General features: G+C 58.5%; 15 protein-coding genes and 1 riboswitch. Of the genes, 4 read left to right on the top strand and 11 right to left on the bottom strand.

Annotated elements, in window-relative coordinates; translation table 11 throughout:
* The first annotated feature begins 256 nt into the window (after positions 1 to 256).
* On the top strand, positions 257 to 958 hold the full coding sequence (locus NYE69_RS06090) for a DUF2628 domain-containing protein (RefSeq protein ID WP_269059130.1): 702 nt from the start codon (positions 257 to 259) through the stop codon (positions 956 to 958).
* A 205-nt stretch (positions 959 to 1,163) separates the two neighbouring features.
* Here NYE69_RS06090 and NYE69_RS06085 read toward each other — a convergent pair whose 3' ends face one another.
* On the bottom strand, positions 1,164 to 2,600 hold the full coding sequence (locus tag NYE69_RS06085) for an NAD(P)/FAD-dependent oxidoreductase (RefSeq protein WP_340925138.1): 1,437 nt from the start codon (positions 2,598 to 2,600) through the stop codon (positions 1,164 to 1,166).
* 78 nt (positions 2,601 to 2,678) lie between these two features.
* Positions 2,679 to 2,778, bottom strand: a riboswitch (purine riboswitch).
* A 254-nt stretch (positions 2,779 to 3,032) separates the two neighbouring features.
* On the opposite strand from NYE69_RS06085, the gene NYE69_RS06080 reads away from it, so the two are divergent.
* On the top strand, positions 3,033 to 4,349 hold the full coding sequence (locus NYE69_RS06080) for a hemolysin family protein (protein WP_340925137.1): 1,317 nt from the start codon (positions 3,033 to 3,035) through the stop codon (positions 4,347 to 4,349).
* Between the two features lie 114 nt (positions 4,350 to 4,463).
* Here NYE69_RS06080 and NYE69_RS06075 read toward each other — a convergent pair whose 3' ends face one another.
* Positions 4,464 to 6,209, bottom strand: coding sequence for a hypothetical protein (locus NYE69_RS06075; RefSeq protein ID WP_340925135.1), 1,746 nt, complete (start codon positions 6,207 to 6,209; stop codon positions 4,464 to 4,466).
* A 444-nt stretch (positions 6,210 to 6,653) separates the two neighbouring features.
* The gene (locus NYE69_RS06070; RefSeq protein ID WP_340925134.1) at positions 6,654 to 7,646 is read right to left on the bottom strand and encodes an NAD-dependent epimerase/dehydratase family protein; all 993 of its coding nucleotides are present in this window, start codon (positions 7,644 to 7,646) and stop codon (positions 6,654 to 6,656) included.
* A gap of 260 nt (positions 7,647 to 7,906) precedes the next feature.
* Between NYE69_RS06070 and NYE69_RS06065 the strand changes: the two genes are divergently transcribed.
* Both NYE69_RS06065 and NYE69_RS06060 read left to right on the top strand, forming a co-directional pair.
* Positions 7,907 to 8,959 (top strand): LCP family protein, encoded by a 1,053-nt coding sequence (locus tag NYE69_RS06065; RefSeq protein WP_328272039.1) that lies wholly within the window; start codon positions 7,907 to 7,909, stop codon positions 8,957 to 8,959.
* Between the two features lie 3 nt (positions 8,960 to 8,962).
* On the top strand, positions 8,963 to 10,303 hold the full coding sequence (locus NYE69_RS06060) for a right-handed parallel beta-helix repeat-containing protein (protein ID WP_340925130.1): 1,341 nt from the start codon (positions 8,963 to 8,965) through the stop codon (positions 10,301 to 10,303).
* Between the two features lie 128 nt (positions 10,304 to 10,431).
* Here NYE69_RS06060 and NYE69_RS06055 read toward each other — a convergent pair whose 3' ends face one another.
* The 8 genes from NYE69_RS06055 to NYE69_RS06020 form a co-directional block, all read right to left on the bottom strand.
* A complete protein-coding gene (locus NYE69_RS06055) occupies positions 10,432 to 10,848 on the bottom strand; it encodes a VOC family protein (RefSeq protein ID WP_328272041.1) in 417 nt (138 codons plus the stop codon).
* 650 nt (positions 10,849 to 11,498) lie between these two features.
* Positions 11,499 to 12,929, bottom strand: coding sequence for a sugar transferase (locus NYE69_RS06050; protein WP_340925126.1), 1,431 nt, complete (start codon positions 12,927 to 12,929; stop codon positions 11,499 to 11,501).
* The gene (locus tag NYE69_RS06045) at positions 12,926 to 14,140 is read right to left on the bottom strand and encodes a glycosyltransferase family 4 protein (protein WP_340925125.1); all 1,215 of its coding nucleotides are present in this window, start codon (positions 14,138 to 14,140) and stop codon (positions 12,926 to 12,928) included. The genes NYE69_RS06050 and NYE69_RS06045 overlap by 4 nt, the downstream gene beginning before the upstream one ends.
* Entirely contained in the window at positions 14,137 to 15,300 is a 1,164-nt protein-coding gene (locus NYE69_RS06040; protein WP_340925123.1) for a glycosyltransferase, read from the bottom strand. The genes NYE69_RS06045 and NYE69_RS06040 overlap by 4 nt, the downstream gene beginning before the upstream one ends.
* Positions 15,297 to 16,550: an O-antigen ligase family protein gene (locus tag NYE69_RS06035; protein WP_340925121.1), complete on the bottom strand. Its 1,254-nt coding sequence runs from the start codon at positions 16,548 to 16,550 to the stop codon at positions 15,297 to 15,299. The genes NYE69_RS06040 and NYE69_RS06035 overlap by 4 nt, the downstream gene beginning before the upstream one ends.
* A 3-nt stretch (positions 16,551 to 16,553) precedes the next feature.
* Positions 16,554 to 17,939 (bottom strand): glycosyltransferase, encoded by a 1,386-nt coding sequence (locus NYE69_RS06030; RefSeq protein WP_340925119.1) that lies wholly within the window; start codon positions 17,937 to 17,939, stop codon positions 16,554 to 16,556.
* Between the two features lie 19 nt (positions 17,940 to 17,958).
* The gene (locus tag NYE69_RS06025) at positions 17,959 to 19,512 is read right to left on the bottom strand and encodes a polysaccharide deacetylase family protein (protein WP_155620959.1); all 1,554 of its coding nucleotides are present in this window, start codon (positions 19,510 to 19,512) and stop codon (positions 17,959 to 17,961) included.
* Positions 19,513 to 19,516: 4 nt separating this feature from the next.
* Positions 19,517 to 20,908 (bottom strand): lipopolysaccharide biosynthesis protein, encoded by a 1,392-nt coding sequence (locus NYE69_RS06020; RefSeq protein WP_328273909.1) that lies wholly within the window; start codon positions 20,906 to 20,908, stop codon positions 19,517 to 19,519.
* Positions 20,909 to 20,916: the final 8 nt, after the last annotated feature.

Raw genomic sequence — 20,916 nt, 5'->3', positions numbered from 1 at the left:
ACTCCTCCTCAAATTTAAGATGAACTACCTCCTCATCATAGAGATGGATCAAAAACAGACTGTTTACGTTTTGTTAAAGTATTGTAAAATTGTATTTTTTACTAATATATAGGCTTATTGTCTTATTTATAGAGTTTTGCGGCGGCTATTAAATAGATATTCCGACAGTCCGATATATAAACAAGTTAGTTCTTTGGAACTATTTCATGACTTTTCATGAAAACTACTTCATCAAGAGATGCGGACGGAGGTACATATGTATTGTTCAAACTGTGGAAAACTTTTGGAAAAAGAGGACAAATTTTGCGCGGGATGCGGAGCGCCGGCCAAACCTCGGCAAAATGAGCCCGCTGTCCCCCTCCCCCCTGCCGAGCCAGGCAAGACCCCAGGGAAGTCCGGAGAAAGCCAACCTCCGTCAGAATTCGGAGTTCCTGCCGAGGAGCTTGAACTGTTCATAGGCCAACGCGCGGGCGCTTATTTTCAAAAATGGCGCCAAGACCACCGCTGGAATTGGCCCGCTTTTCTGTTCGGCGGCTTTTGGCTGCTGTATCGGGGGATGTATTTATACTGGCTGATCTATCTGATCGTGTGCTCGCTTATTATCAACATCGTCGGCTCCCTTGTATTTCCGGGTTACCAGGTCTCGTTCAGCCTGGTCATCACGATGTTAACCTTGCAGCTTGCCTTAAAAATAGCCTTTGCCGTGGCGGCCAATTCCATCTATCTGCATCATGCCCGGCGCAAAATAAAGGCTTTGGGCTACAGGTACCCAAACGACCGGGAAACCCGGGAGACAAAAATCGCACAAGCGGGTGAGACGAGCCTTTACATCCCGATTGCCTTGGCCCTGCTGCCTTTTTTGCTGGCGGTGGTTTACGGGCTGTTCTCCTTCCTGCATACGTATCAGCAAATCCAGCAAGTGATCGACTCCGAAGTTCAGGAAAGCCGGTATCCTTGACGGTGTGGTCCGTTACAATTTTTATTCCCTGGTTTTGAGGCAAATAAAGGCTCTGATGTCCGTTAGACCGCATTGCGGCGCGTCAGCGTCGGACGGCACTTAACCCGCGCCGCGCCGAAAAAGGGCTGTCCCAAAGACCATACATATGGCCTTCAGGACAGCCCTATTGCATTTCGTTTAGCGAAGAAGCCCGAAAGCTGCGTTTCTAACCCCCCGCCTTTTCCAGCATGCCGCGCGCGATCCAAACGCCCGCCGCGCCGGCCTGAGCCAGCCCGCGGGTGATGCCCGCTCCGTCGCCGCCGCAGAATAAGCCGCCGATTTCCGTTTCCAGCGACTCGGTCAGCTTCGGGCGGGCGGAATAAAACTTCGCTTCCACGCCGTAAAACAGCGTATGCTCGGAGGCGATCCCCGGCGTTACTTTATCGAGCGCTTCGACCATTTCGATCAGGCTTTTCATCGTATTGTACGGCAGCACGAGGCCAAGGTCGCCCGGCACGGCCTCTTTGAGCGTCGGCTCGAGAAAGCCTTCGGCAATGCGGCCGGCGGTAGAGCGGCGGCCCCGGAGAATGTCGCCGTATTTTTGCACGATGACTCCGCCATTGGACAGGTCGTTGGCCCGCTGGCAAATCTCCCGCGCATATTCGTTGGGCTTATCGAACGGTTCGGTAAACTTGTGCGAAACGAGCAGGGCAAAGTTCGTGTTTTGCGAACCGAGCGCAGGGTCTTTAAACGAATGGCCGTTGGCGGCCATAACCCCGCTGTGGTTTTCGACGACCACATGCCCGGACGGATTGCTGCAAAACGTGCGCACCCGCGTGCCGACCGAAGTGTTGTAAATGAATTTCCCTTCGTACAGATGCTCGTTAATCTCGCGCATGACCACGTCCGACGTTTCCACGCGCACCCCGACATCCACCTGGTTGTTGGTCATTTTCAAGCGGCGTTTCTTCAAAATGTCCGTCAACCAGGCGGAGCCGTCCCGGCCGGGAGCGACCATGACCAGATCGGCCTCGTGCGTCTCCCCCGATTTAAGCTGAATTCCGCGAACTTGATGGCCCTCGTCGGATTTAACCGTGATCAGGTCCTCCACCTCGGCCTTGAACATCATATCGATCCGGGTGTTCAAATACTCGTAGATCGATTTCAGAATTTCGAGGTTTTGTTCCGTCCCCAAATGGCGGACCTGCGCCCGCAGCAGCTTCAGCCCCGCGGCGTATCCGCGCTGCTCGATTCCGCGCACCGCTTCGGTCAGCGGGTCGGTGATGTTCGTCGTGGCGCCGTGCTCCAAATTGATCGCATCGACGTATTTGATCAGCTCCAGCACTTGGGAAGGAGCGATATAATCGCTCAGCCAACCGCCGAATTCGGTCGTAATGTTGAACTTTCCGTCGCTGTACGCTCCCGCTCCGCCAAACCCGGCCGTGATCGAACAGGCCGGCAGGCAGCCGGCGTACTCTTTTTTCCCGGCCGGAGGCGGGCACAGCGTAATTTTCTCCTCCAAAATCGGACAGCGGCGGCGGTAAATATCGTGCCCCTTATCCACCAGAAGCACCTTCCAGTGAGGCGCCTTCCGCGTCAGTTCATAACAGGCAAAAATCCCCGCCGGCCCGGCCCCAACCACAATTGCATCGTATTTACTCATCTGCTTCCTCCTGATAGGAATGATAGTCAACGGGCGAACAAACCCGGAAAAAACAAAAAATCCCGGCTATCCAATAGGTATGCGAAAGCTCCTATTCGTAGCCAGGAATTTAGGGTTCCTTGTAGAGACCCCCGATCCGTATTACCGGGGATATACGAAATCAAAATATTAACATATTCGGTTTCCAGCAACAATCCGAGTATATGAGAAACAAACGTATAAGTCAAGGGAAATTTCTTTTTATTATTCGGTTTTTGAAGTATTTATAATGTTTTTTATTTTTAATACCATCATAAAATTCGCAAAACACGAACATTTCTCGAAAATCCCTCTTTACATCTAAACAACGCTGATTAGCATTGCTTCCGGATCATATTGTATAATAGTAAAGTAATTTATTTTATTTTAAATCATAAGGAGTAGATGCAAAGAATGGACAGTGACAGGCTTTTGGTGTTGAATTTGGTATTGGTCGTAATCCTTATCGCTTTAACGGCATTTTTCGTGGCGGTAGAGTTTGCGATTGTTCGTGTTCGGGGCAGCAGGGTGGATCAATTGATCGCCGAGGGACGCAAAAACGCGCTCGCGGTCAAAACGGTAACGACCCATCTGGACGGCTATCTATCCGCCTGCCAATTGGGGATTACGATCACCGCGCTCGGACTCGGGTGGCTCGGGGAGCCTACGGTGGAGAAGATACTGCATCCGCTGTTCCACAGCCTCCATGTACCTGATACACTAAGCAGTGCGCTATCTTTTATCATCGCTTTTGTAGTTATCACTTATTTGCACGTCGTTGTGGGTGAACTGGCGCCAAAAACGATGGCCATCCGCAAATCCGAGGAAATCGCCTTGCTTACGGCCAAACCGTTGATCCTGTTTACCAAAATCATGCGCCCGTTTATTTGGGCCTTGAACGGATCGGCGAACCAGCTCGTGCGCTTGTTCGGCATCAAGCCGGCTTCCGAGCACGAAGAGGCCCACTCCGAGGAAGAGCTGCAAATCATCATTAATGAAAGCTTTGAAAGCGGCAAAATCAATCAAAGCGAATACGGCTACGTAAGCCGGATTTTTGCCTTCGACAACTTGCTGGCCAAAGAAATTATGGTCCCCCGCACCGACATGGTGTGCTTATATACAGACAAGTCGCGGCAGGAAAATCTCGAAATTATCAAAGAGCAGCAATACACCCGATTCCCTGTCGTCGAAGGAAGCAAAGACAACGTCATCGGGATCATCAATACGAAACAGTTTTTCCTCGCCCACGAGAGCAACCCGAATCTGGATATCGCTTCGATCCTGCAGCCGGTCATGGCCGTCTCGGAAGTGATTCCGGTCAACGAGCTGCTCAAAAAAATGCAGCAGGAAGGCACTCACATCGCCATTCTGATCGACGAATACGGGGGTACGGCCGGACTGGTAACGATTGAGGACATTCTCGAGGAAATCGTCGGGGAAATCCGCGACGAATTCGATAAAGAGGAAGAAGAGCCGGTCGTGCAGCTCAGCGACACGCATGTCATCGCCCAGGGAACGGTAACGGTTAACCAGATTAACGAGCTGCTGCTCACCGATCTTAGCACCGAGGAAGTCGATACGATCGGCGGCTGGCTGTTCGGGATGAACCCCGGCATGGACGTCGGCGAAACGCTGGAGCACGAGGATTTGACCTTTAAGCTGCTGGAAAAAGAACCGCACCGGTTCCGCAAGCTGGAAATCGTAAAAAGGGCCGTGGTAGAGGCCAGATAGCCGGATAATCGGGAGCCGGATCGCTTTAGGATAAAAAAAGGCTGTCCGCAGGTTAACCAAAACTTGCGGGCAGCCTTTTCGGTTTCTTCGGGAGGAAGGCTTTGAAGCTTAGACTCACGGAAGCTGCCGCCGGACTTCGGCCACTTCATCATCCCGGGGCATTTCATCGCCGTAACGGACTTTATAGTACAAGCGGACAAGGAGGCCCGGCCCCGTATTTTGCAGTTCCTTGACGCCGGCTGCCGCCAGCGGCGCCGGTCCCGGCCCATCGGCCGCGCGGGCTGCAAACGATTTTTCAGGCTCGGCAGGCTTTGCGCCCTCGCCGGCAGCCGCGGGTTTGACGAATACGGCCTCCCTTGCGGCCTTGGCGGCCTCCGCCTCCGCCGCGGCCGCGGCCAGCTTGCTGGCGTAGCCCGGCATTTCCGCTTTCTCCTTCACCTTGCCCGCCGCCTTGCCGCGTCCCGTTTTTGCGGCGCGCTCCCGCCTAATATCCAAGGCCGTTTCATAGGGCGTAAGATGCAGTTTGATCCGATACCCGCCTTTACGCTCCGCCTGCAGCATGCGACGGTACAAATAGCGGACTCTCTCCCGATTGTCCCGCAGCTCTTCCCAGCGTTCGGCTTTTCCGGGACGGAGCAGGGCCGCGCCCGCTTTTTTCCACTTTTTGAGCGCAGCTTCCCATGTGAAAATACGGACTTCCTCGTCGCGGTAGGCGGCGTTTTCCTCCACGGCCTTCTCCCGGCGCAGCAAATCCAGCAGGCGGTCGATCGCCCGGCGCCATACTCCGCCCGCGTTCCGGTAAAGCCAATACAAGCCGAAACCAAGGGCTGCCGCAAGGGCAAGGATGCCGATGGAATAAAAAGCGATGTCCAACAGCCGCGACCAGATTCCCGGCTCGTGCGCCTCCGCCGCCGGCAGCATCGGCTGCATGGGCGGCAGCTCCACCGCTTGTTCCGGCGGCGGCTCCTGCTTCCCCGGGCGGGCCAGCCATTGGACAAACGTTTTCACCATGCCCCACAGCTGGCGGCCGAGCCACCCGCCCGCCCCGGCCGCCAGCGCCAGGGCGACGATGACGATAACGCCGATGAACAGGCGGTTATGGCGTTTCAAGCCGCCGGGAAGCCGCTCCGCTGGATCGCCGGACAGAAAGCTGTAGCGCAGGAGGCTGTCGTTCGTAACGAACAAGGCCAGCGCCAGGCAGGCCGCCCCCGACCAGGTGAGCAGCGGGACCGTTCCTTCGAGCCCGGGGATGCGCGGGAAGGCGATGCCGGCGACAAAGTATACGGCGATGCCGGACCAGTACAGGCGAAAATTGCCGATCCGCAAAGCGGCCGTAAGCCCCTGGAGGCAGCTGAACGCGCCGGCGGCAATCCAGAAGCCGGCGCGCACCATCGCAAGCGCGAGGGCCATGGGCTTGGCCGGGCCAGCGATGGAACCCGCGGCCGCAGCCCCGCCGGTACCAGTGCCAACAATGGCATTGACATTAGTAGTAGCACCAGCATCCGCGTTGGCGACCGCGCCGGTCCATGTCCCGGTCCAAGCCTCTGCCCAGGCGCCGGCGCCTGCCCAAACCGCTGCCAGGGCAAGCACCGCTCCCAGCAGCAAGGCGGCGGCCCACCGCTGCCACACCCTGCGCAGCCGGTTGCGGAGCAGCACGCCCCCTAGCGATGCCAGCGGCAGCACTCCCAGCCAAACCGCCTCCCCCGGCCCCAGCAAATAGGCCTGAGCGGCGAGCCAAACCGGGAGCAGCAGCCCCAGTTCGACCAGGCAGGACAGCCAAAGCTTTAACGAGCTGTATATGTAAGCGGAACCATTGGATTTCGCGCCAATCGCTTTCCCCTGGCTTGCATCTGGTTTCACGCCAATAACCTCCATTATTTTATAACTGGAACCGGCTCTTCAGAACATGTATATCAACTCATTCACCGATAAAATCATCATACCATAACCGTGGCGGATCCGGCGCCATTTCTATCCGTGCATCGTCACTCATCGCATAGAAAGGCGGCCTCCCCGGTTGCTATTCCGGAGAACGGCCGCTTTGTTGCCTTGGCGCCGATATCCATTTCATGCTCACATCGCCGCCGAGCCGGACTGCCAAGGTAAGGTCCTTTGGAAAATTCCAATTAGGTTGACGGAAAGTGCGCGCCATTTTGAGATCTTATTGGAAATATCCAATCCAGCGGCTATATTTACCGGCAAATTTTAATTCCATTGGATATTTCCACTCAAGACGGCGGGTCAGCTCTCGGCATATGAACGATTAAACAACCAAGCTAGCAAAAAGACGTCTTTTCCCAACAGTCAGCCAACCGAAGTTTCGGTATACTCGGCGCCATCCTCGGCGGCGGTGCCGACGCGTTGAACTAGCAGCGGGTTTTTGCGCGCTTCCGCTTCGAACTCCACCATTTCCCGCAGCCCGGCATAAAACGAGTAAGCCGGCTGCCACCACAACACGTCGCGGGCTTTGCCGTTATCCAGCACGCTATGCTCGATATCGCCCGATTGCGGGGGGCGGTGCTGCGGCGATACGTTTCTCCCGCTCAGCTCCCTGAGAACGTCGACGGCTTCCAGGAGGGAAATCCCGGTGCCGCTGCTGATGTTCATGACCTGCCGGGACCCGGTGCGCAGCGCCGCCGCGTTGGCCGCCGCCACATCCTTTACATAAATAAAGTCGCGCGTCTGGCTGCCGTCCCCGTACACTTCGAGCGGCAGCCCCGCTATCATGCGTTCCACGAACGCCGTGAGCACCCCGTCCTCCCCGTTCCGGATTTCGCGTATTCCGTAGACGTTGGCATACCGGAGAATGGAATAATCCAAATTGTACCGCCCGGCAAAAGACTGGATGTACATTTCCGCGACCAGCTTGGAGACGCCGTAACAGGACAACGGCTCCGTCGCATGCGTTTCCTTGACGGGAACCTCCCGCGGATTGCCGTAAACCGCTGCGGATGAAGCGTAGATGATTTTCCGCACCTCGTAACGCGCGCACAGCTGAAGGAGCCGGATCGTCCCCATAATGTTCGTTTCCGCATCGTCCAGCGGTTTTTGCAAGGAGCGTTGGACGCTGATCTGCGCCGCGAGGTGAATGACGGAGTCCGGCCGTTCTAAGGCAAAAACATGCTCCAGCTCCTCCGACACGATATCCAGCTGATACACGGTCACCGACTTGTCCCTGCCCAGGTTCCTGACCGCCGCGGCCCGGTCGACCACCACCACTTGGTCTCCTTGCGCCACAAGAAGTTCTACCGTATGCCGCCCAATAAATCCCGCTCCCCCAGTTACTAACACTTTCATTGTTCCGACTCTCCCATTCCACGGTTTTCCGCCAGATTTCACTGTCTCAAACACCATATGTCAGCAATTTCCGGAATATACTCCGCGGTGCCGGATAATCGCAGACCGGCAATCGCAGACCGGCTCGCCAACTCGTGCGGCGCAGTTTTCCCCGCCTTTTTCCCGCACCCATAGAATAGAAGGCGCCAATGGCAAATATACTGCTATGAAGCTAGCAAAAAAGACCGCAATTATACCTATTCCGGAGATGGAGAGGAACTATGAAAACACCCAAAAAACTGGTCATATCGATATTCATGCTGGTGCTTGTCCTGTGCGGAAGCATGCTATGGCTGTACTTGAAATTCGAGCCGTCCCGGCATTTTCGCAGCGCCGATATCCCGGTGTTGGCTTCGCCTTCGTCCGTCCCGGAAGCGGAAGCGAACGAAGGCGCATATCCTAACGCAGGCCGTTCCGGCACAGATGGCGGCCCGGAAGCCGGCGGCCTTGGCGGCAACGAAGGAAACGCCCAAAACGAAGGGGCCGTTAAAAAAGCGGCCGGCAGCTTCAACATCCTGCTGCTGGCGACGGATGCACGAGCCGCAGAAGCCTCCCGGACCGATGTGCTGATGCTGGTTCACGTCAATCCAAGAAACGGTTCCGTCCATCTGTTGTCGATCCCCAGGGACACCCGGGTCCGCCTGCCGGGCATCGGCCTGACCAAAATCAACCACGCCCACGCGATGGCGGAAGCGCGCGGCAAAAGCGCTCACGCCGGCACCGAAGCGGCGATCCAAGCGGTTAGCAATCTTTGCGGATGCTCCATCAACTATTACGTCAAAACCGATTTTGCGGGGTTCGAGCATTTCGTCGACACGATCGGCGGCATTGACATTGAGCTCGCTTCCCCCGTCCGGCTGACCTATCACCATTTGACGCTGCCCGCCGGAAACCAGCATTGGGACGGCCAAACGGCGCTTCGCTTCGTCCGGGAGCGCAAATCGCTGCCGGACGGGGACAACGCCCGCCAGCAAAACCAGGCGCTGGTGCTCAAAGCGATCGCGCAAAAGCTGCTCGTCCCCGACAACCTGTCCCGGCTGCCCGCCTTGGCCAACCAGGCGATGAAGGACGTCCTCGACACAAATCTCACCAAAAGCGATATGATCAGCCTCGCCTGGATGGCCAAAAATATCGATGCCGCCGACATCGGCTATACTCAGTTTCCGGGCAACAGCGGCAAAGCCTACGATCCGCTCGTGAAGACCGATCTGTATTATTGGATGCCGGATATGGCGGCCTGGAAGCAAATGTCCGGCGAAGTTTTGGGGGATTAAGCGATGCCTTTCGGGAACGGGGGCAAGCCGGGCCGGTTCAGCCGCCGAAGCAAACGGCCGCGATGGAATACGAAATTGGCCGTGTTGGCGCTGCTTGGCCTGGCCGTTTGCCTGGCGCCGGCGATCTGCCGCCTGCAAGCAACGTTCACTGCGCCTACGGCCGTATTGAACGTCAAAGATGCCGGAGCCAAAGGAGACGGTATCGCCGACGATACCGAGGCGTTTCGGCGAACGCTGCGCTTGGCCGCTGACTCAAGACGCGGCGCCGAAGTGATCGTTCCGGCGGGAACCTACCTGCTGCGGCCGGATCAACCGCTGCCGCTCGGCAGCCATGTGTCCGTACGCGGACAGGGGAGTCCGGTGCTGAAATTCACCGCCGCGCCCGATGCCGGACACGGCTTCGAAGCCATCGAAATTGCCGGCCGGGACATCCGCCTGGAAGGTCTGGTTATCGACGGCGGTTACCGCCTCAACCGCGGCATCGGCATCCATACCGGCTCGTCCGACGTACGGATCACCGGCAGCGTCATTCGGCATTTCGGCCCTTCGGACGATCCGCAAAGCCCGCTTTTCAACTCCGTTGTTTCCGGCCTGATGATTTATGGCGGCACCGAACAGATCACAATCCAAGGCTGCATGATTACCGGCATCGCAGCGGCCCACCATCCACCGGTGGCGCGCGGGATCATGGTCTGGAGCGAACCCGGCAAGCCGTTTGCCCGGTTCGTCAACATCACCGGCAACGTCATTTCGCATATTACGCCGCGGGAGGACGCGGATGGAATATTTTTTGACAAGCCGCCCGCCGAATCGCCATTATCCCGCTCCGTCATCGAAGGCAACCTCATCCACCACGCCGCCAAACGGGGGATAAAAATCTCCGCACCGGGGGTAACCGTCACCCGCAACCGTATAACCAATTCTTTTTCTGGCGATAACCGCTACTTGTTTCCGCCGGACGATCCGCTTCCGCAGGATATGTATTCGGCCATTTCCGTTTATGCCAGCCATGTGACCGTGTCGGGCAATTCGATCGGCGGAACGGGCAGCTACTACGCGGCGATTGAAGCCGATGCCGGGCCGCTGCATGATCTCGTCATCGAAAACAACAAAATTTCCGGCGGCACCGCGGCTTTCCGGCAAAATACGAGCGGAATCCGCCTGGGCGAGGTCCGCCGCTTTCGCATCACCGGGAACACGATCAGCCAGGTGGAAAAGGGAATCCGCCTGTCCCCAGAGGCGAAGGCGGAAACGGTAAAGCGCAAAGGAACGGGGAAAATTGCGGACAATAATATCGCGGACAATAGCATCGCAGACAGCAATATCGCGGAACCCCCGGAATAGCTGGCGGCTTGGGCGAAAAGGCGGAACGAACGAAAAAGCGGCCGACTTTCCCGTCGGCCGCTCAACTTTTTAATACCGTATTATCTCAAAAGGTGAACAATGCTTAATCTCGTTTACACCTGCGCCGGTTACGCTTGGTTGGACGAAGGATCGGCCATATGGAAAACTTCCCATATATGCCCGTTTATGTCCTGAAAACCCCACTGGTACATAAAGCCGTAATCCTGCGGATCACTCGACGGGACTGCCCCGGCGGCAAAGGCTTTATTGACGATTTCGTCCACCTGTTCGCGGCTGTCGGCGGCCAGGGAAACAAGCACTTCGCAGGTTTTCGCCGCATCGGCCAGCTCTTTTTTGATGAATGTTTGGAAATAAGGCTCCACGAGCAGCATGGCGTAGGTGGTGTCGTTGATGATCATGCAGGTAGCTTTGTCGTCCGTAAATTGCAAGTTGAATTCAAATCCGATTTTTCCGAAGAAATCCATCGTTTTCTGCAAATCTTTTACCGGCAGGTTAATAAATGTACTCTTCGCCTGAAAAGCCATGCGCGATCACCTCTTCAATTAAGTTCAATACCTACCCCAGCATAAAGCATCATTTCAGAAACATCAAGAGAGAGCGCTTACGAGAAACACCGCCTGGGGAGTTTGCTGCGGCTTTTTTTAAATGCGCAGCCAACCAAGCCTCTGCCGGAAAAAGAGGAGAAGACGACTCAAACTCAAACTCAACCTGCAAAAACCGGGCTGCCCGAGAAACTCCAGCGAGAAACTTAGAACATAAGGGCAAAAAGTGTTGCTATTCCGGCGATATCCGTCTGTTTGAATGCAATAGAGGCATTTTATGTCGTTATTTCCCCCCGTCGCAAGGAAATGCCCGCGTTTTGAACCATACCTGGAAAATAAGTACACAAATTGCCGCTATTGGGAATGAACAGGCCTGGCTCCGGATAATAAGTACATAAAGTGCCGCTATTTTGCAGCCGACGGTTGGTCTTCTTCGCCGTTCCAGGAGCCAACCGCCAAGCGCCGATCCGGGTTGAGTCAGGCTAGTCTCAACAACAAAAAAGCGCCAATCGCTGGCGCAATAAAGCCAAACCGGGCGTTTAGCGGTTGTTTTTCTTTAGCCCGCCGCAAACCTTCTCCTCTGTGGTATGGGACGATGCGGGGTCCTCGATGGCGGGCGCCGCGGCGGCGGCCTATGAAGTTCCCTCAAACGATGAGGACGAAGCCATAGGCGGCGGCGCCGCCGGCAACGGAGCTGGCGACGGCGCCGGTTGCTCCACCCCCTTTGCCTGCTCGCGCTGAAGAATGACCCGGATCGTCTGGAACAAAATCTGGATATCGAGCAGCAGCGAGTATCGTTTGATGTACATCAAATCGTAGCGAAGCTTGTCGGACGGCGTGGTCGCATAGCCGGCCATCACCTGGGCGTAACCGGTCAGCCCGGGTTTGACCATCATGCGGTATGTATAGTGGGGCAGCTCCTCCTTGAACCGGTTGATGAAAAACGCCCGCTCCGGCCGGGGGCCAACCAGGCTCATCTGCCCGAGCAGCACGTTGAACAGCTGCGGCAGCTCGTCGATGCGGGTAGACCGCATAAACCGGCCCAGCCGCGTGATCCGGGGATCGTCCCGCCCCGCCAGCACGGGGCCGGTCATCCCCTCGGCGTCCTCCACCATGCTGCGGAATTTATAGAGCGGGAAAGGCTTTTCCGCAAGCCCGACGCGCTCCTGCACATACAGCGCTTTGCCTTTGGACGTTAGCGGAATCGCCGCAAACATGAACAGCATGACGGGGGAGGCCGCCAGCAGCAGCAGCCCGGAGACCAGCAGGTCGAACAGGCGCTTGACGAGCCGCTCCGGCAGCGAAAGATGCGGCGGCATCAGCGAATAGACAAGCAGATCGTCGATTTGCTGCGGCTCGGCATCGGCCAAATACAGCTCATAGAAGTCCGGAATCATGACGACCTCCACATTTCTCCGCCCGGCCAGTCGGACCCATTCCGCTTTCGCCGGGGAAGGCAGACCGGGGCCGACGATCAGCGCTTCGATGCCCGTCCAGACGTGCTCCGGCAGCCTCTCCCCCGCCTCGGCACTTTGGATGATCCGTTCAATGTGAAACCAAGGTTTGCCTTTGAGCATGATTTTGTGCAGCGTGGTCAAGTCCGAAGGCGAGCCGGGGCCGACGACGACCAACGTCCGTTTGCGGCCGATGCCCTGACTCTGTACAAAAAACAGCAGCAGCCGCAGACCAAACGACAGCAGCAGTTGTACAAAAAAAGTCGCAAACAGCAGCCACGGCGGCAAAAAGAACGACCGCGTCCCATACCCGAAAACGATCAGTTCGGCCGCGATAAACAGCTGGGCCAATACGAGATTGAACAAAAACTGCGATGGTTTGCGCCGCCCGGCCAAATCATACAAATTAAAAAAGTAGTACGTCACGATCGTAAACAACACAAGCCACGGGGCATTGCGGAAAAAGGCCTCCTGGACCGCTCCAAGCGGGAAGGCTCTGCCCGCCAGCACCAGCAGCCGCTCGGCAAGCAAACAGCCGGCATAAACCATCAGGCCGTCCAGCAGCCATAACACCACCTTCATTCCCCTGCTCCGATACAGTTTAATCAAAGGCTCCCCTCCTTTTCCCCGGCGCCGGTCCGCAGCGGCTGCGCATCATGCCGCGCGGGGACGCGGACATCCCCTCTCCCTTTCTCTTTCCCTTCCGCTTCAGCATAAATTCCGGCCAGTTCCCGGCGCACCCTATCCAGATCGTACTCCGCGGCCAGCATCCGGCTGGCTGCGCCCATCCGCCGCCGCAGCCCGGGATGCTCATACAGCTCGGCCAAGGCCTCCGCGGCGGCCCGGGCGTCCCCTACCGGAACGAGATAGCCGTTGTGCCCCGGGACGGCCAAATCCCGGCTGCCCCGCACGTCCGTGGCCACCAGCGGTTTGCCTGCCGCCAGGCCTTCGAGCAGCGCGCGCGGCAGCCCTTCCCGGCGGGACGAAAGCGCCAGCACGTCGGCGGCCTGAAGCAGCTGCGGAATATCCTTGCGGTAACCGAGGAAACGAACCGCTTCCCGCAGTCCGAGATCCTCCGCAAGCTGCCGATAATGGCGCTCCCGGCCGCCGGTTCCCGCCAGCAGCAGGACGGCGGGAACCGCCCGCCCGCGCAGCTCCCGCAAAGCCTCGAGCAGCTGCCGCTGGTTTTTGTTGCCGTTCAGCTCGGCGATGCAAAAAATCGCAAAGTCGCCCGGCGCAAGGCCCAGCTCCCGGCGCAGCCGCGCCGCCTCGGCGGCGGAAGCCGGGGCAAACTCCCCAAGATCGACGCCGACGCCCGGCAAATACGCAGCCTTTCCGCGAACCGGAAAACGGGCGGCGCGTTCGTAATCCTCCCGGTTGATCGTAATCAGCACGTCCGTAAAACGAGCCATCAAGCGCTCCAGCGGATAATAAAGCAGCCAATTCCGCCACGGCGCGCCGCTGTAAAAGTGGAACCCGTGCGCGGTGTACAGAACCTTGCCGCCGCCGGCCCAAGCCGCCGCCAGCCGGCAGATGACGCCGGCGTTCGGGGTATGGACGTGGACCAACTCGTACCGCTCACGCCGCATCCATTTCGCGAGTTCAAGCAGCGCCTTGAAGTTGCCGGACGTAAGCGGCCGGCGGCTGAACGGAAGATCGCGGCAGACAAAGCCCGCCCCAAGTAATTCGTCGCGGCAGTGATCGGGAGCCGCATAGGCGTGCACCTCAAAGCCGCGGCTTTCCAAATCCCGCATAAACGGCAGGTGGAACGCGGCCAAGTGGGCGTAAACGGTCGCGACATAAGCCGCTTTGCCGCTCATCCTTCCCCCACCCCGCTTCCGAGCGCCGCTTCCGCGGGCGCCAGGCTCCGTCCTGCGGCTTGGCCGTAAAGCTCCGCCCATTTCGCCGCGACGCGCCCGATCTCGTAATGCTCCGCCACATGGGCCCGGCCGCGCTCGCCCATCTCCTCCCGGTCTTCCGGGGCCAGGGCCATGATGCGCTCCATCGCTCCGGCGAGCTCATCGGGAGCCTCCGGTTCAACGATATAGCCGCTCACACCGTCCTGCACGGCCTCCGCGTTTCCGCCGACGCGGGTGGCGACGATCGGCAGACCGCTGGCGGCGGCCTCCAGCAGCACGATGGGCAATCCTTCCCATTTGGAGGAAAGCACGTAACCGTCGGCCGCGTTCATCAGTGCGGGGATGTCGGTGCGAATGCCGAGAAACCGCACCCGGTCTTCGATCCCCAGCTTCACGGCCAATTGTCCGGCGCGCGGCCGCTCCGGGCCGATTCCGGCGATCCACAGGCGGCTGTGCGGATAAGCCTGCAGCACCTTCGCGAAGGCGAGCAGCATGGCCGGGTAATCTTTCTCCGGGACAAAACGCCCGGCGGCCAGCCAAACGAACGGCTTCGGCGAGCCGCAGATGTCCATCTCGGCGCGTATCCGCGCGCACTCCCGCTCATCCCTTGCAAACCGGCTAAGATCGATCCCGTTTTCCATCAGAACGATTTTGCGGCGGGGCGCAATTTTCCGTTTAATATATTGTTCGACCGCCTCCCGGCTGACGTTCGTCAGCAAATCGCCGAGCGGGTCGCTGAGCCGGTACAGCAATTCCCGCCATCTTCCCCCCTCATTTATATTGTGGGCGGAGCAAATCAAGAACGGAATCCGCACGAACAAGCGGGCGGCCCGGGCCAGCAGGTTGGCGTGGACCAGGTGGCTGTGGACGACGTCCGGCCGCATTTCCCGGATGATCCTCGCCAGGCGGAAAATGGCGCGGGGATCGGGGACGCCTTTCTTCATGTTCAGCGAGCGCACCTCCACGCCAAGATCGCGCAATTCATCAAGGTACGCGACCGGCGGAATCATCGTGACGAGCCTGACTTCGCAGCCTCTGGCCCGCAAATCCCGGCACAGCAGGACGACCTGGCTTTCCGCGCCGGCATAGTCAAACCCGGTGATCAGAAACAGGATTTTCATAGCGTAATAACGGCTCCTTTCGGTTGTCTTTGCGGCATAAGCGCCAGGGCGGTAAACGCGATCACGACGTATTCGTAGTTGAATCCGAAGTCCCCGCTCACGAGCGCGTACCCGGCCGTCTGCAGCAGCAGGACGGCAAGCAGCGGCGACCGTCCGACGGCCGCCCCCAATGCGAATAAAACGGCGAAGGTCCATAACGTCAGCCCGACGATTCCCCCTTCGGCGGCGATTTCCAGCACGATATTGTGCGGAAAATCCCGGGCCAGCGGTTGCGTCACACTCCCCAGCCCGGCCCCGAAAAAGGGCGATGCCGCAAACTTTTCCAGCGCCTTCGCCTGCAGCTCCAGCCGCCCGATGTAGTTATCGTCGCCAAAGAGCTGATTGACGTCGAAAAGCACCATAAACCGGCTGCCGCCGATCCACTGGGCAAGCTGCGGTCCGTAAGCGGACAAGGCCGCGCCGGCCAGAGGGAACAGGAGCAGCAGCGGCACCAGCAGCCGGGACAGTCCGAACCGTTTATTGCGGTATTTCCGGATCAGCCACACGGCGAACATGACGGCGTTGGCCGCCGCGAATACGACCACCGGACCGCGCGACTGCGTGGCAAAGGCCGAAACGAGCGCCGCCGCCAGCGCCGTCAACCGGAGCGGCAGCGGTATCGGCTTCGCCCACAAACAAACGGTTGCCGTCATCAGCGAAGCCCGCGCGTGGAAGATCGGGTTGCCGCCGGGCAGCGTCAGCCTGCCGGGATATTCCCCCGAGTATTCGCCCAGCAGCAAATGGGCGGCGGCAAACGCCAGCCCAACCCAGGCGACGGCGGTCCAGGAGAACTTGCCGTATTTTTTATAAACAACGTAAATGTATGCCGCCGGGATCACGCCGTGGGCAAACAGCACGATTTCTTTCGTCAGGCCCGCCGAATCGGATGGCGTCCAGGCCAGCGAGACCAGCGCGTAAACGAAAAAAATCGCCCAAAGCCAAACCCCGGGATCCCGGAAAATATCTCGCGCTGAAGTAGGCCTATGAAACAGGGCGGCGAGCACCGGCAAAAGCGGAAGCGCGATCAGCAGCACGAGCGCTTGCCCCGGCGCCAAGAGCTTGTAAAAGTAGCCGAACAGGTCGAAGTAGATGCAGAAAGCAAACAGGTACGCGGCATCCACTTTCATTTTCAGAACCAGCAGGCACTGCAAAAAGAACACGGCTGCAGCCCCGCCAAGCAGCGCCAGCCAAAACAAGGTCAGCACCGGCATCCCTTAACTCCCTCTTTTCCGTTCCCTGATCCGTTCCATATATCCGACCCGGGCCGCCTCCTTGACGGCGGTGTCCAAATGCCCGATGCCGTCCGGCTCCACCCTGCGTCCTTTCCAGCTCCGTGCAAACCGCTCGATCGCCGGGAGGTTTTCCAGCACGTTTCCCGGCCTGTTCGGCAGCTGCAGCACAAACGGAACCGGCTCGGGAAAATCGGTCTCCCGGTACGCCGTAATGACCGGAAGCCCGTTGGCCAGGTATTCCCGGACCTTCAGCGGGGACGCTTCCTCCATCCCTTTGCGGTACAGCGCCAGCGTGCCGATCGCGATGTCGGCCCGGTCGAGCAGCGGCTGGTAGCCGCGCTGCAGCAGCCGGCCGTGGAACGTCATATTGGGCGGAATCGGCAGCGCCAGCTCCCCGCGCTCCACGCCGACGATGTCGAACCGCCAATGCGGTTTGGCCGCGGCCAGCTCGGCGATATGGTCCACCCCGTGCCACGCCTGCCCGGCCGATCCGAGAAACACGAAGCGGACGGCGTCTTCGGCTCCGATAAGGGAAGCCGTCGCGTGCGGGCCGGCCGAAGACGCGCACCGATCGGTAAAACATGCGTCTTCGGCCATAGGTTCAGCTTCACTTCCGTCTTCTGCGGGGCTCGCCGCTTGGCCAACCTCCCGGCTGGACGGGTTGCACGCTCCAGCGGCCTGCGCCCCAACGGCCTGCGCTTCAGCAACCTGCACTTCAGCAACCTGCTCTTCAGCGGCCCGCACTTCAGCAACCTGCACTTCAGTGACCTGCGCTTCAGCGGCTTGCGCTTCAACGGGCCGCACTTCGCCGCCCTCCCGTGCCAACGCGTACCGCGCCAGGTCGATCCCATTGCCGATGACCGCCTTGTCCTTCGCGTAACGGCGGAAGCACGGGGCTTCCGCCAGCTCGCCGCTGACGAACACGAACCCGCCGGCGGCCCCGAGCACGAAGCGGCGCGTCAGCCGGTGGTAGTAATAACGCAGCCGGCCCGGGCCGCGCTCCAGCGCCAGTTCGGACACATCGTTGGTGTTGATTTCAAGCACCGAAGGAAATTCCCGAAGCAGCCGGGGGAGTGAAGGGTAATACAGATCGAAGCGATGGTAAACGACATCGGGCCCCCAGGCGCGCAAGTCTGCAAGCAAGGCCCGAAAACGCGCCAACCTGCCGGGCTTTCCCCGATACGTTTCCACGATGACCGGGATTCCTCCGCCTGCCGCTTCCTCCCAGCTTTCGCCATGCCGGCTGGTGAACAGAAACAGCGCCGGCTCGTGGCCCAGCGATGCCCAAGCGAGCGCCTGGCCGGTCACTTTTTTGTACACCCCGCTGTCCGGTCCTTCGTTCCAGTGGATCAAATAGGCAATTTTCAAAACGGCTTCCTCCTAACGATTACGGTGAAGCGGCGATGAGCTCCAGGCATTTGCTGTAAACGGCGCGCTCCGAAGTTTTCAGCAGCTGGCTGTTATGCCACAGCATCGTAAAGTCCCCGCTGTATTTCATACATTCCCGATAATAGCCGCGGATTGCATCATAAGCCTGCTCATGGTCCAGCCCCATGTACTCCGGATGCAAAATCGTCTGATCCATGACGATCAGGGGGCGTTCCCGCAAGGCCAGCGCCTTCCGGGTTTTCAGATTAAACACCGGGAATTCGTAACAGACGCCGCAGCGAAAGCCCGCCCGGTCGGCATAGCTGAGCGTGCTGTCATACTGCAGTCCCGCGTCCTCCCAAAACTGCCACGTATCCGGGGCCTGCCAGCGCAAATAATGCTGTCTTCCACCCCAGCGGTCCTGCCTGATGCCGTTGGCCCGGGCGATTTCCACCAGCTTTTGAAATTGCTGGCGGATGCGGGCCGGGTTCAAGTAGGTGTTGTAGCTCGGATGCAGGCCGATTTCATGGCCCCGGGCGTGAATTTCGCGCAGCAGCTGCTGAATCCTCGGATCCTCGATCGCATAATTGCCGTCAATGCCCGGTTTGGTCTTCTCGGTGATGAAATAAAAAGCGCTGCGGATTCCGGCCCGTTCGCTCTGGTCCATCAGCCAGGAGAAGGTGTTGTACGGATCTCCGGCCAGGCTCTCCCGCCCCCGGTACAGCATTCTGGCCTTCTTCCGGCCGGATTCGAGATCCCGCCGCCGAAGCACATCCATGACGATATCCCGAAACACGCGCAGCCGGCTGCGGCCATAGATGTAAAAGGGAAAATCGACGTCATGGGTTATGCGGACCGCCGGCGTTCTCACTTTTCGGGTCAGACCGGGCCACAGCCGCTTCATGAACCGCCACAGCACCTCCACGTATTCGTTGACGATCGGCCGGTCCAGGAAGGACTCGCGGTAGGCGAGCGACGCCGTGGCCGGAAACCGGTCGATCGGGTCGCGCTCGCTGATGACCAGCTCCTCGTAGCGCGTCAGCATAAACAGGCTGCTGCCGAACACATCGATCCCCAGGTAAAATCCCTCTACGTCCGCCTCGACATATTCGCCCTTCCCGCCTTTCCGCCCGTAAATAACCGGGAGCGGCGGTTCCGCCTCGCCGCTGCCCGGCGGCCGAAACCGGTCCAACGGAAGGCGCGGCAGGGAAGCCTCCTTTAGCCAGAGCGCATCGGGGGTTTGCAGCAGCACGTCCGGCATCCGCAGCCTTTTGGCGGACACCGGCGTTACAGTGCGCGTGTCCGAAGAGCGGCCCGAACCTGCGGCCCCCGAGGCATCCGAGGCATTCGAGGCATTCGAGGCCCCCGAGGCACCCGAAATATCCGAAGTTTCCGATGTTTTCGAAGTTTTCGAAATATCCGAAGCCGCCGTAGCTTCAATCATGACCAGTTCGATCTGTTTGCCGTCCCCGTAAACCACGTTGTATTCAAGTCCCAGAAATTCCCCCAAAACCACGCGGTAGATGTATTCTCTTTCCGGCAGGCGTGACAGGGGAGAGTATACCGTCAACATTCCCTTATCCTCGCTCCTTGCTCTGTATTGGTTCGCTCCCCGCTTCGCCCTGCGCCTTGTATTTCCGCACCGAATGCCAGGAGAGCATCAGATGCAGCACATAGCCAAGCGTCGAAGCGCCGCTGAACAGCCAGATCGCCGTTTCTGCCGTCTGATGGGTGAACCAGGCGAACGTCAGGGAACCGAGAATCAGAAATGTACGGATGATTTCCCGGTACAGGTGAAGGTCCTGCCGCTCCATCACGTCGATCGTCGAGCCGACCGAGTTGGCGACGAACTGGCACAAATACATGACCGACAAGATGCGGATATAGCTGCCGGACTCGGCCCATTCGCCGCCGAACAGAAACGGAAACAGAAAAGGGCCGACGCCGACGAGCGCCAGAATAATCAGCAGACCGACAAGGAAAACATTGCGGACCGTTTTGCGAAACAAGGGGTAAAGCCGGCTCGGATCATTGATCATATAGTCCGATGATTCCGACAAATACACATTGCGGACGGAAGTCATAATCAGCGTCATCGGCGACCCGAGAATGCGCTGGCACAGCGCAAACCACCCGGCCACTTGAGTCCCGTACAACGAGGCCAGCAAAATCGACGGTATGTACAGCACGATGCTGTTCAACACGTTGGACGACATCGACAGCAGCGGAAACCTCCGGTACCGGTACGCGCTGTCCCGCAGATCGGCCCAGCCCGAGACGATTTGCTGCCGCTTCACATCGCGCCGCCACAGCTTCCACTGCGGAACGAGGCCGCCGAAGCGGCCGATAATATCGCCGACGATAAGGCCAAGCGGGCCCAGTTGAAATAGGCTGAGCCCGATCTGCGAAGACACCTGGGCGATGCTTTGCGTGTATTTCGTTCGCGCCAGCTCGCGGAAATATTTTTTGCGGATGGACCAATAATTCAAAATTTGATAGAAACCGGCGCCAAACAGGCTGACGATAAACAGCAGGTAATAATGGGCAACGTAGGATTCATGCATCCACGCCGCCAGCGGCCCCTCCAAAATGTGAATGCCGATGCCGCTGGCGATGCTGACGCCGATGCAAATCCTAAGCGACAGGCTTAGCACGCTCGAGGCCGTGCGGTCGTCCTCCGGCAAGGTAATGGCGTTTTCGTACGAAAAGGAAATGATCATGAGCAGAATGCCGATGATCGACAGGTACATCGAATACGTCCCGTATTCCGAAGGCGAATAAAGCCGGGTTAAAATCGGCAGCGTCGCCAGAATGATGACCTGGCTGACGATCGTTCCGCTGGCCAGCACGAACACGTTGCGCAAAAAGCCGTCGCCGGCCAGCTTGCGGAACAAACTGACGGCATGGCGGACATGAAACAGCTCCCGCAGGCCGTAAATTTGCCGCGCGAAGGGTAACTTTTTGAACATGTTTCGCT

This window comes from Paenibacillus sp. FSL R5-0527, from assembly GCF_038008055.1.
Classification (GTDB): Bacteria; Bacillota; Bacilli; order Paenibacillales; family Paenibacillaceae; genus Fontibacillus; species Fontibacillus macerans.
This window is presented reverse-complemented; position numbering and strand designations above follow the sequence as displayed.

Excerpts from the sequence above, each read along its gene's own strand:
- NYE69_RS06090 (WP_269059130.1), top strand. The coding sequence starts at position 257 with ATGTATTGTTCAAACTGTGGAAAACTTTTGGAAAAAGAGGACAAATTT.
- NYE69_RS06085 (WP_340925138.1), bottom strand. The coding sequence starts at position 2,600 with ATGAGTAAATACGATGCAATTGTGGTTGGGGCCGGGCCGGCGGGGATT.
- NYE69_RS06080 (WP_340925137.1), top strand. The coding sequence starts at position 3,033 with ATGGACAGTGACAGGCTTTTGGTGTTGAATTTGGTATTGGTCGTAATC.
- NYE69_RS06070 (WP_340925134.1), bottom strand. The coding sequence starts at position 7,646 with ATGAAAGTGTTAGTAACTGGGGGAGCGGGATTTATTGGGCGGCATACG.
- NYE69_RS06065 (WP_328272039.1), top strand. The coding sequence starts at position 7,907 with ATGAAAACACCCAAAAAACTGGTCATATCGATATTCATGCTGGTGCTT.
- NYE69_RS06060 (WP_340925130.1), top strand. The coding sequence starts at position 8,963 with ATGCCTTTCGGGAACGGGGGCAAGCCGGGCCGGTTCAGCCGCCGAAGC.
- NYE69_RS06055 (WP_328272041.1), bottom strand. The coding sequence starts at position 10,848 with ATGGCTTTTCAGGCGAAGAGTACATTTATTAACCTGCCGGTAAAAGAT.
- NYE69_RS06045 (WP_340925125.1), bottom strand. The coding sequence starts at position 14,140 with ATGAGCGGCAAAGCGGCTTATGTCGCGACCGTTTACGCCCACTTGGCC.
- NYE69_RS06040 (WP_340925123.1), bottom strand. The coding sequence starts at position 15,300 with ATGAAAATCCTGTTTCTGATCACCGGGTTTGACTATGCCGGCGCGGAA.
- NYE69_RS06035 (WP_340925121.1), bottom strand. The coding sequence starts at position 16,550 with ATGCCGGTGCTGACCTTGTTTTGGCTGGCGCTGCTTGGCGGGGCTGCA.
- NYE69_RS06025 (WP_155620959.1), bottom strand. The coding sequence starts at position 19,512 with ATGTTGACGGTATACTCTCCCCTGTCACGCCTGCCGGAAAGAGAATAC.
- NYE69_RS06020 (WP_328273909.1), bottom strand. The coding sequence starts at position 20,908 with ATGTTCAAAAAGTTACCCTTCGCGCGGCAAATTTACGGCCTGCGGGAG.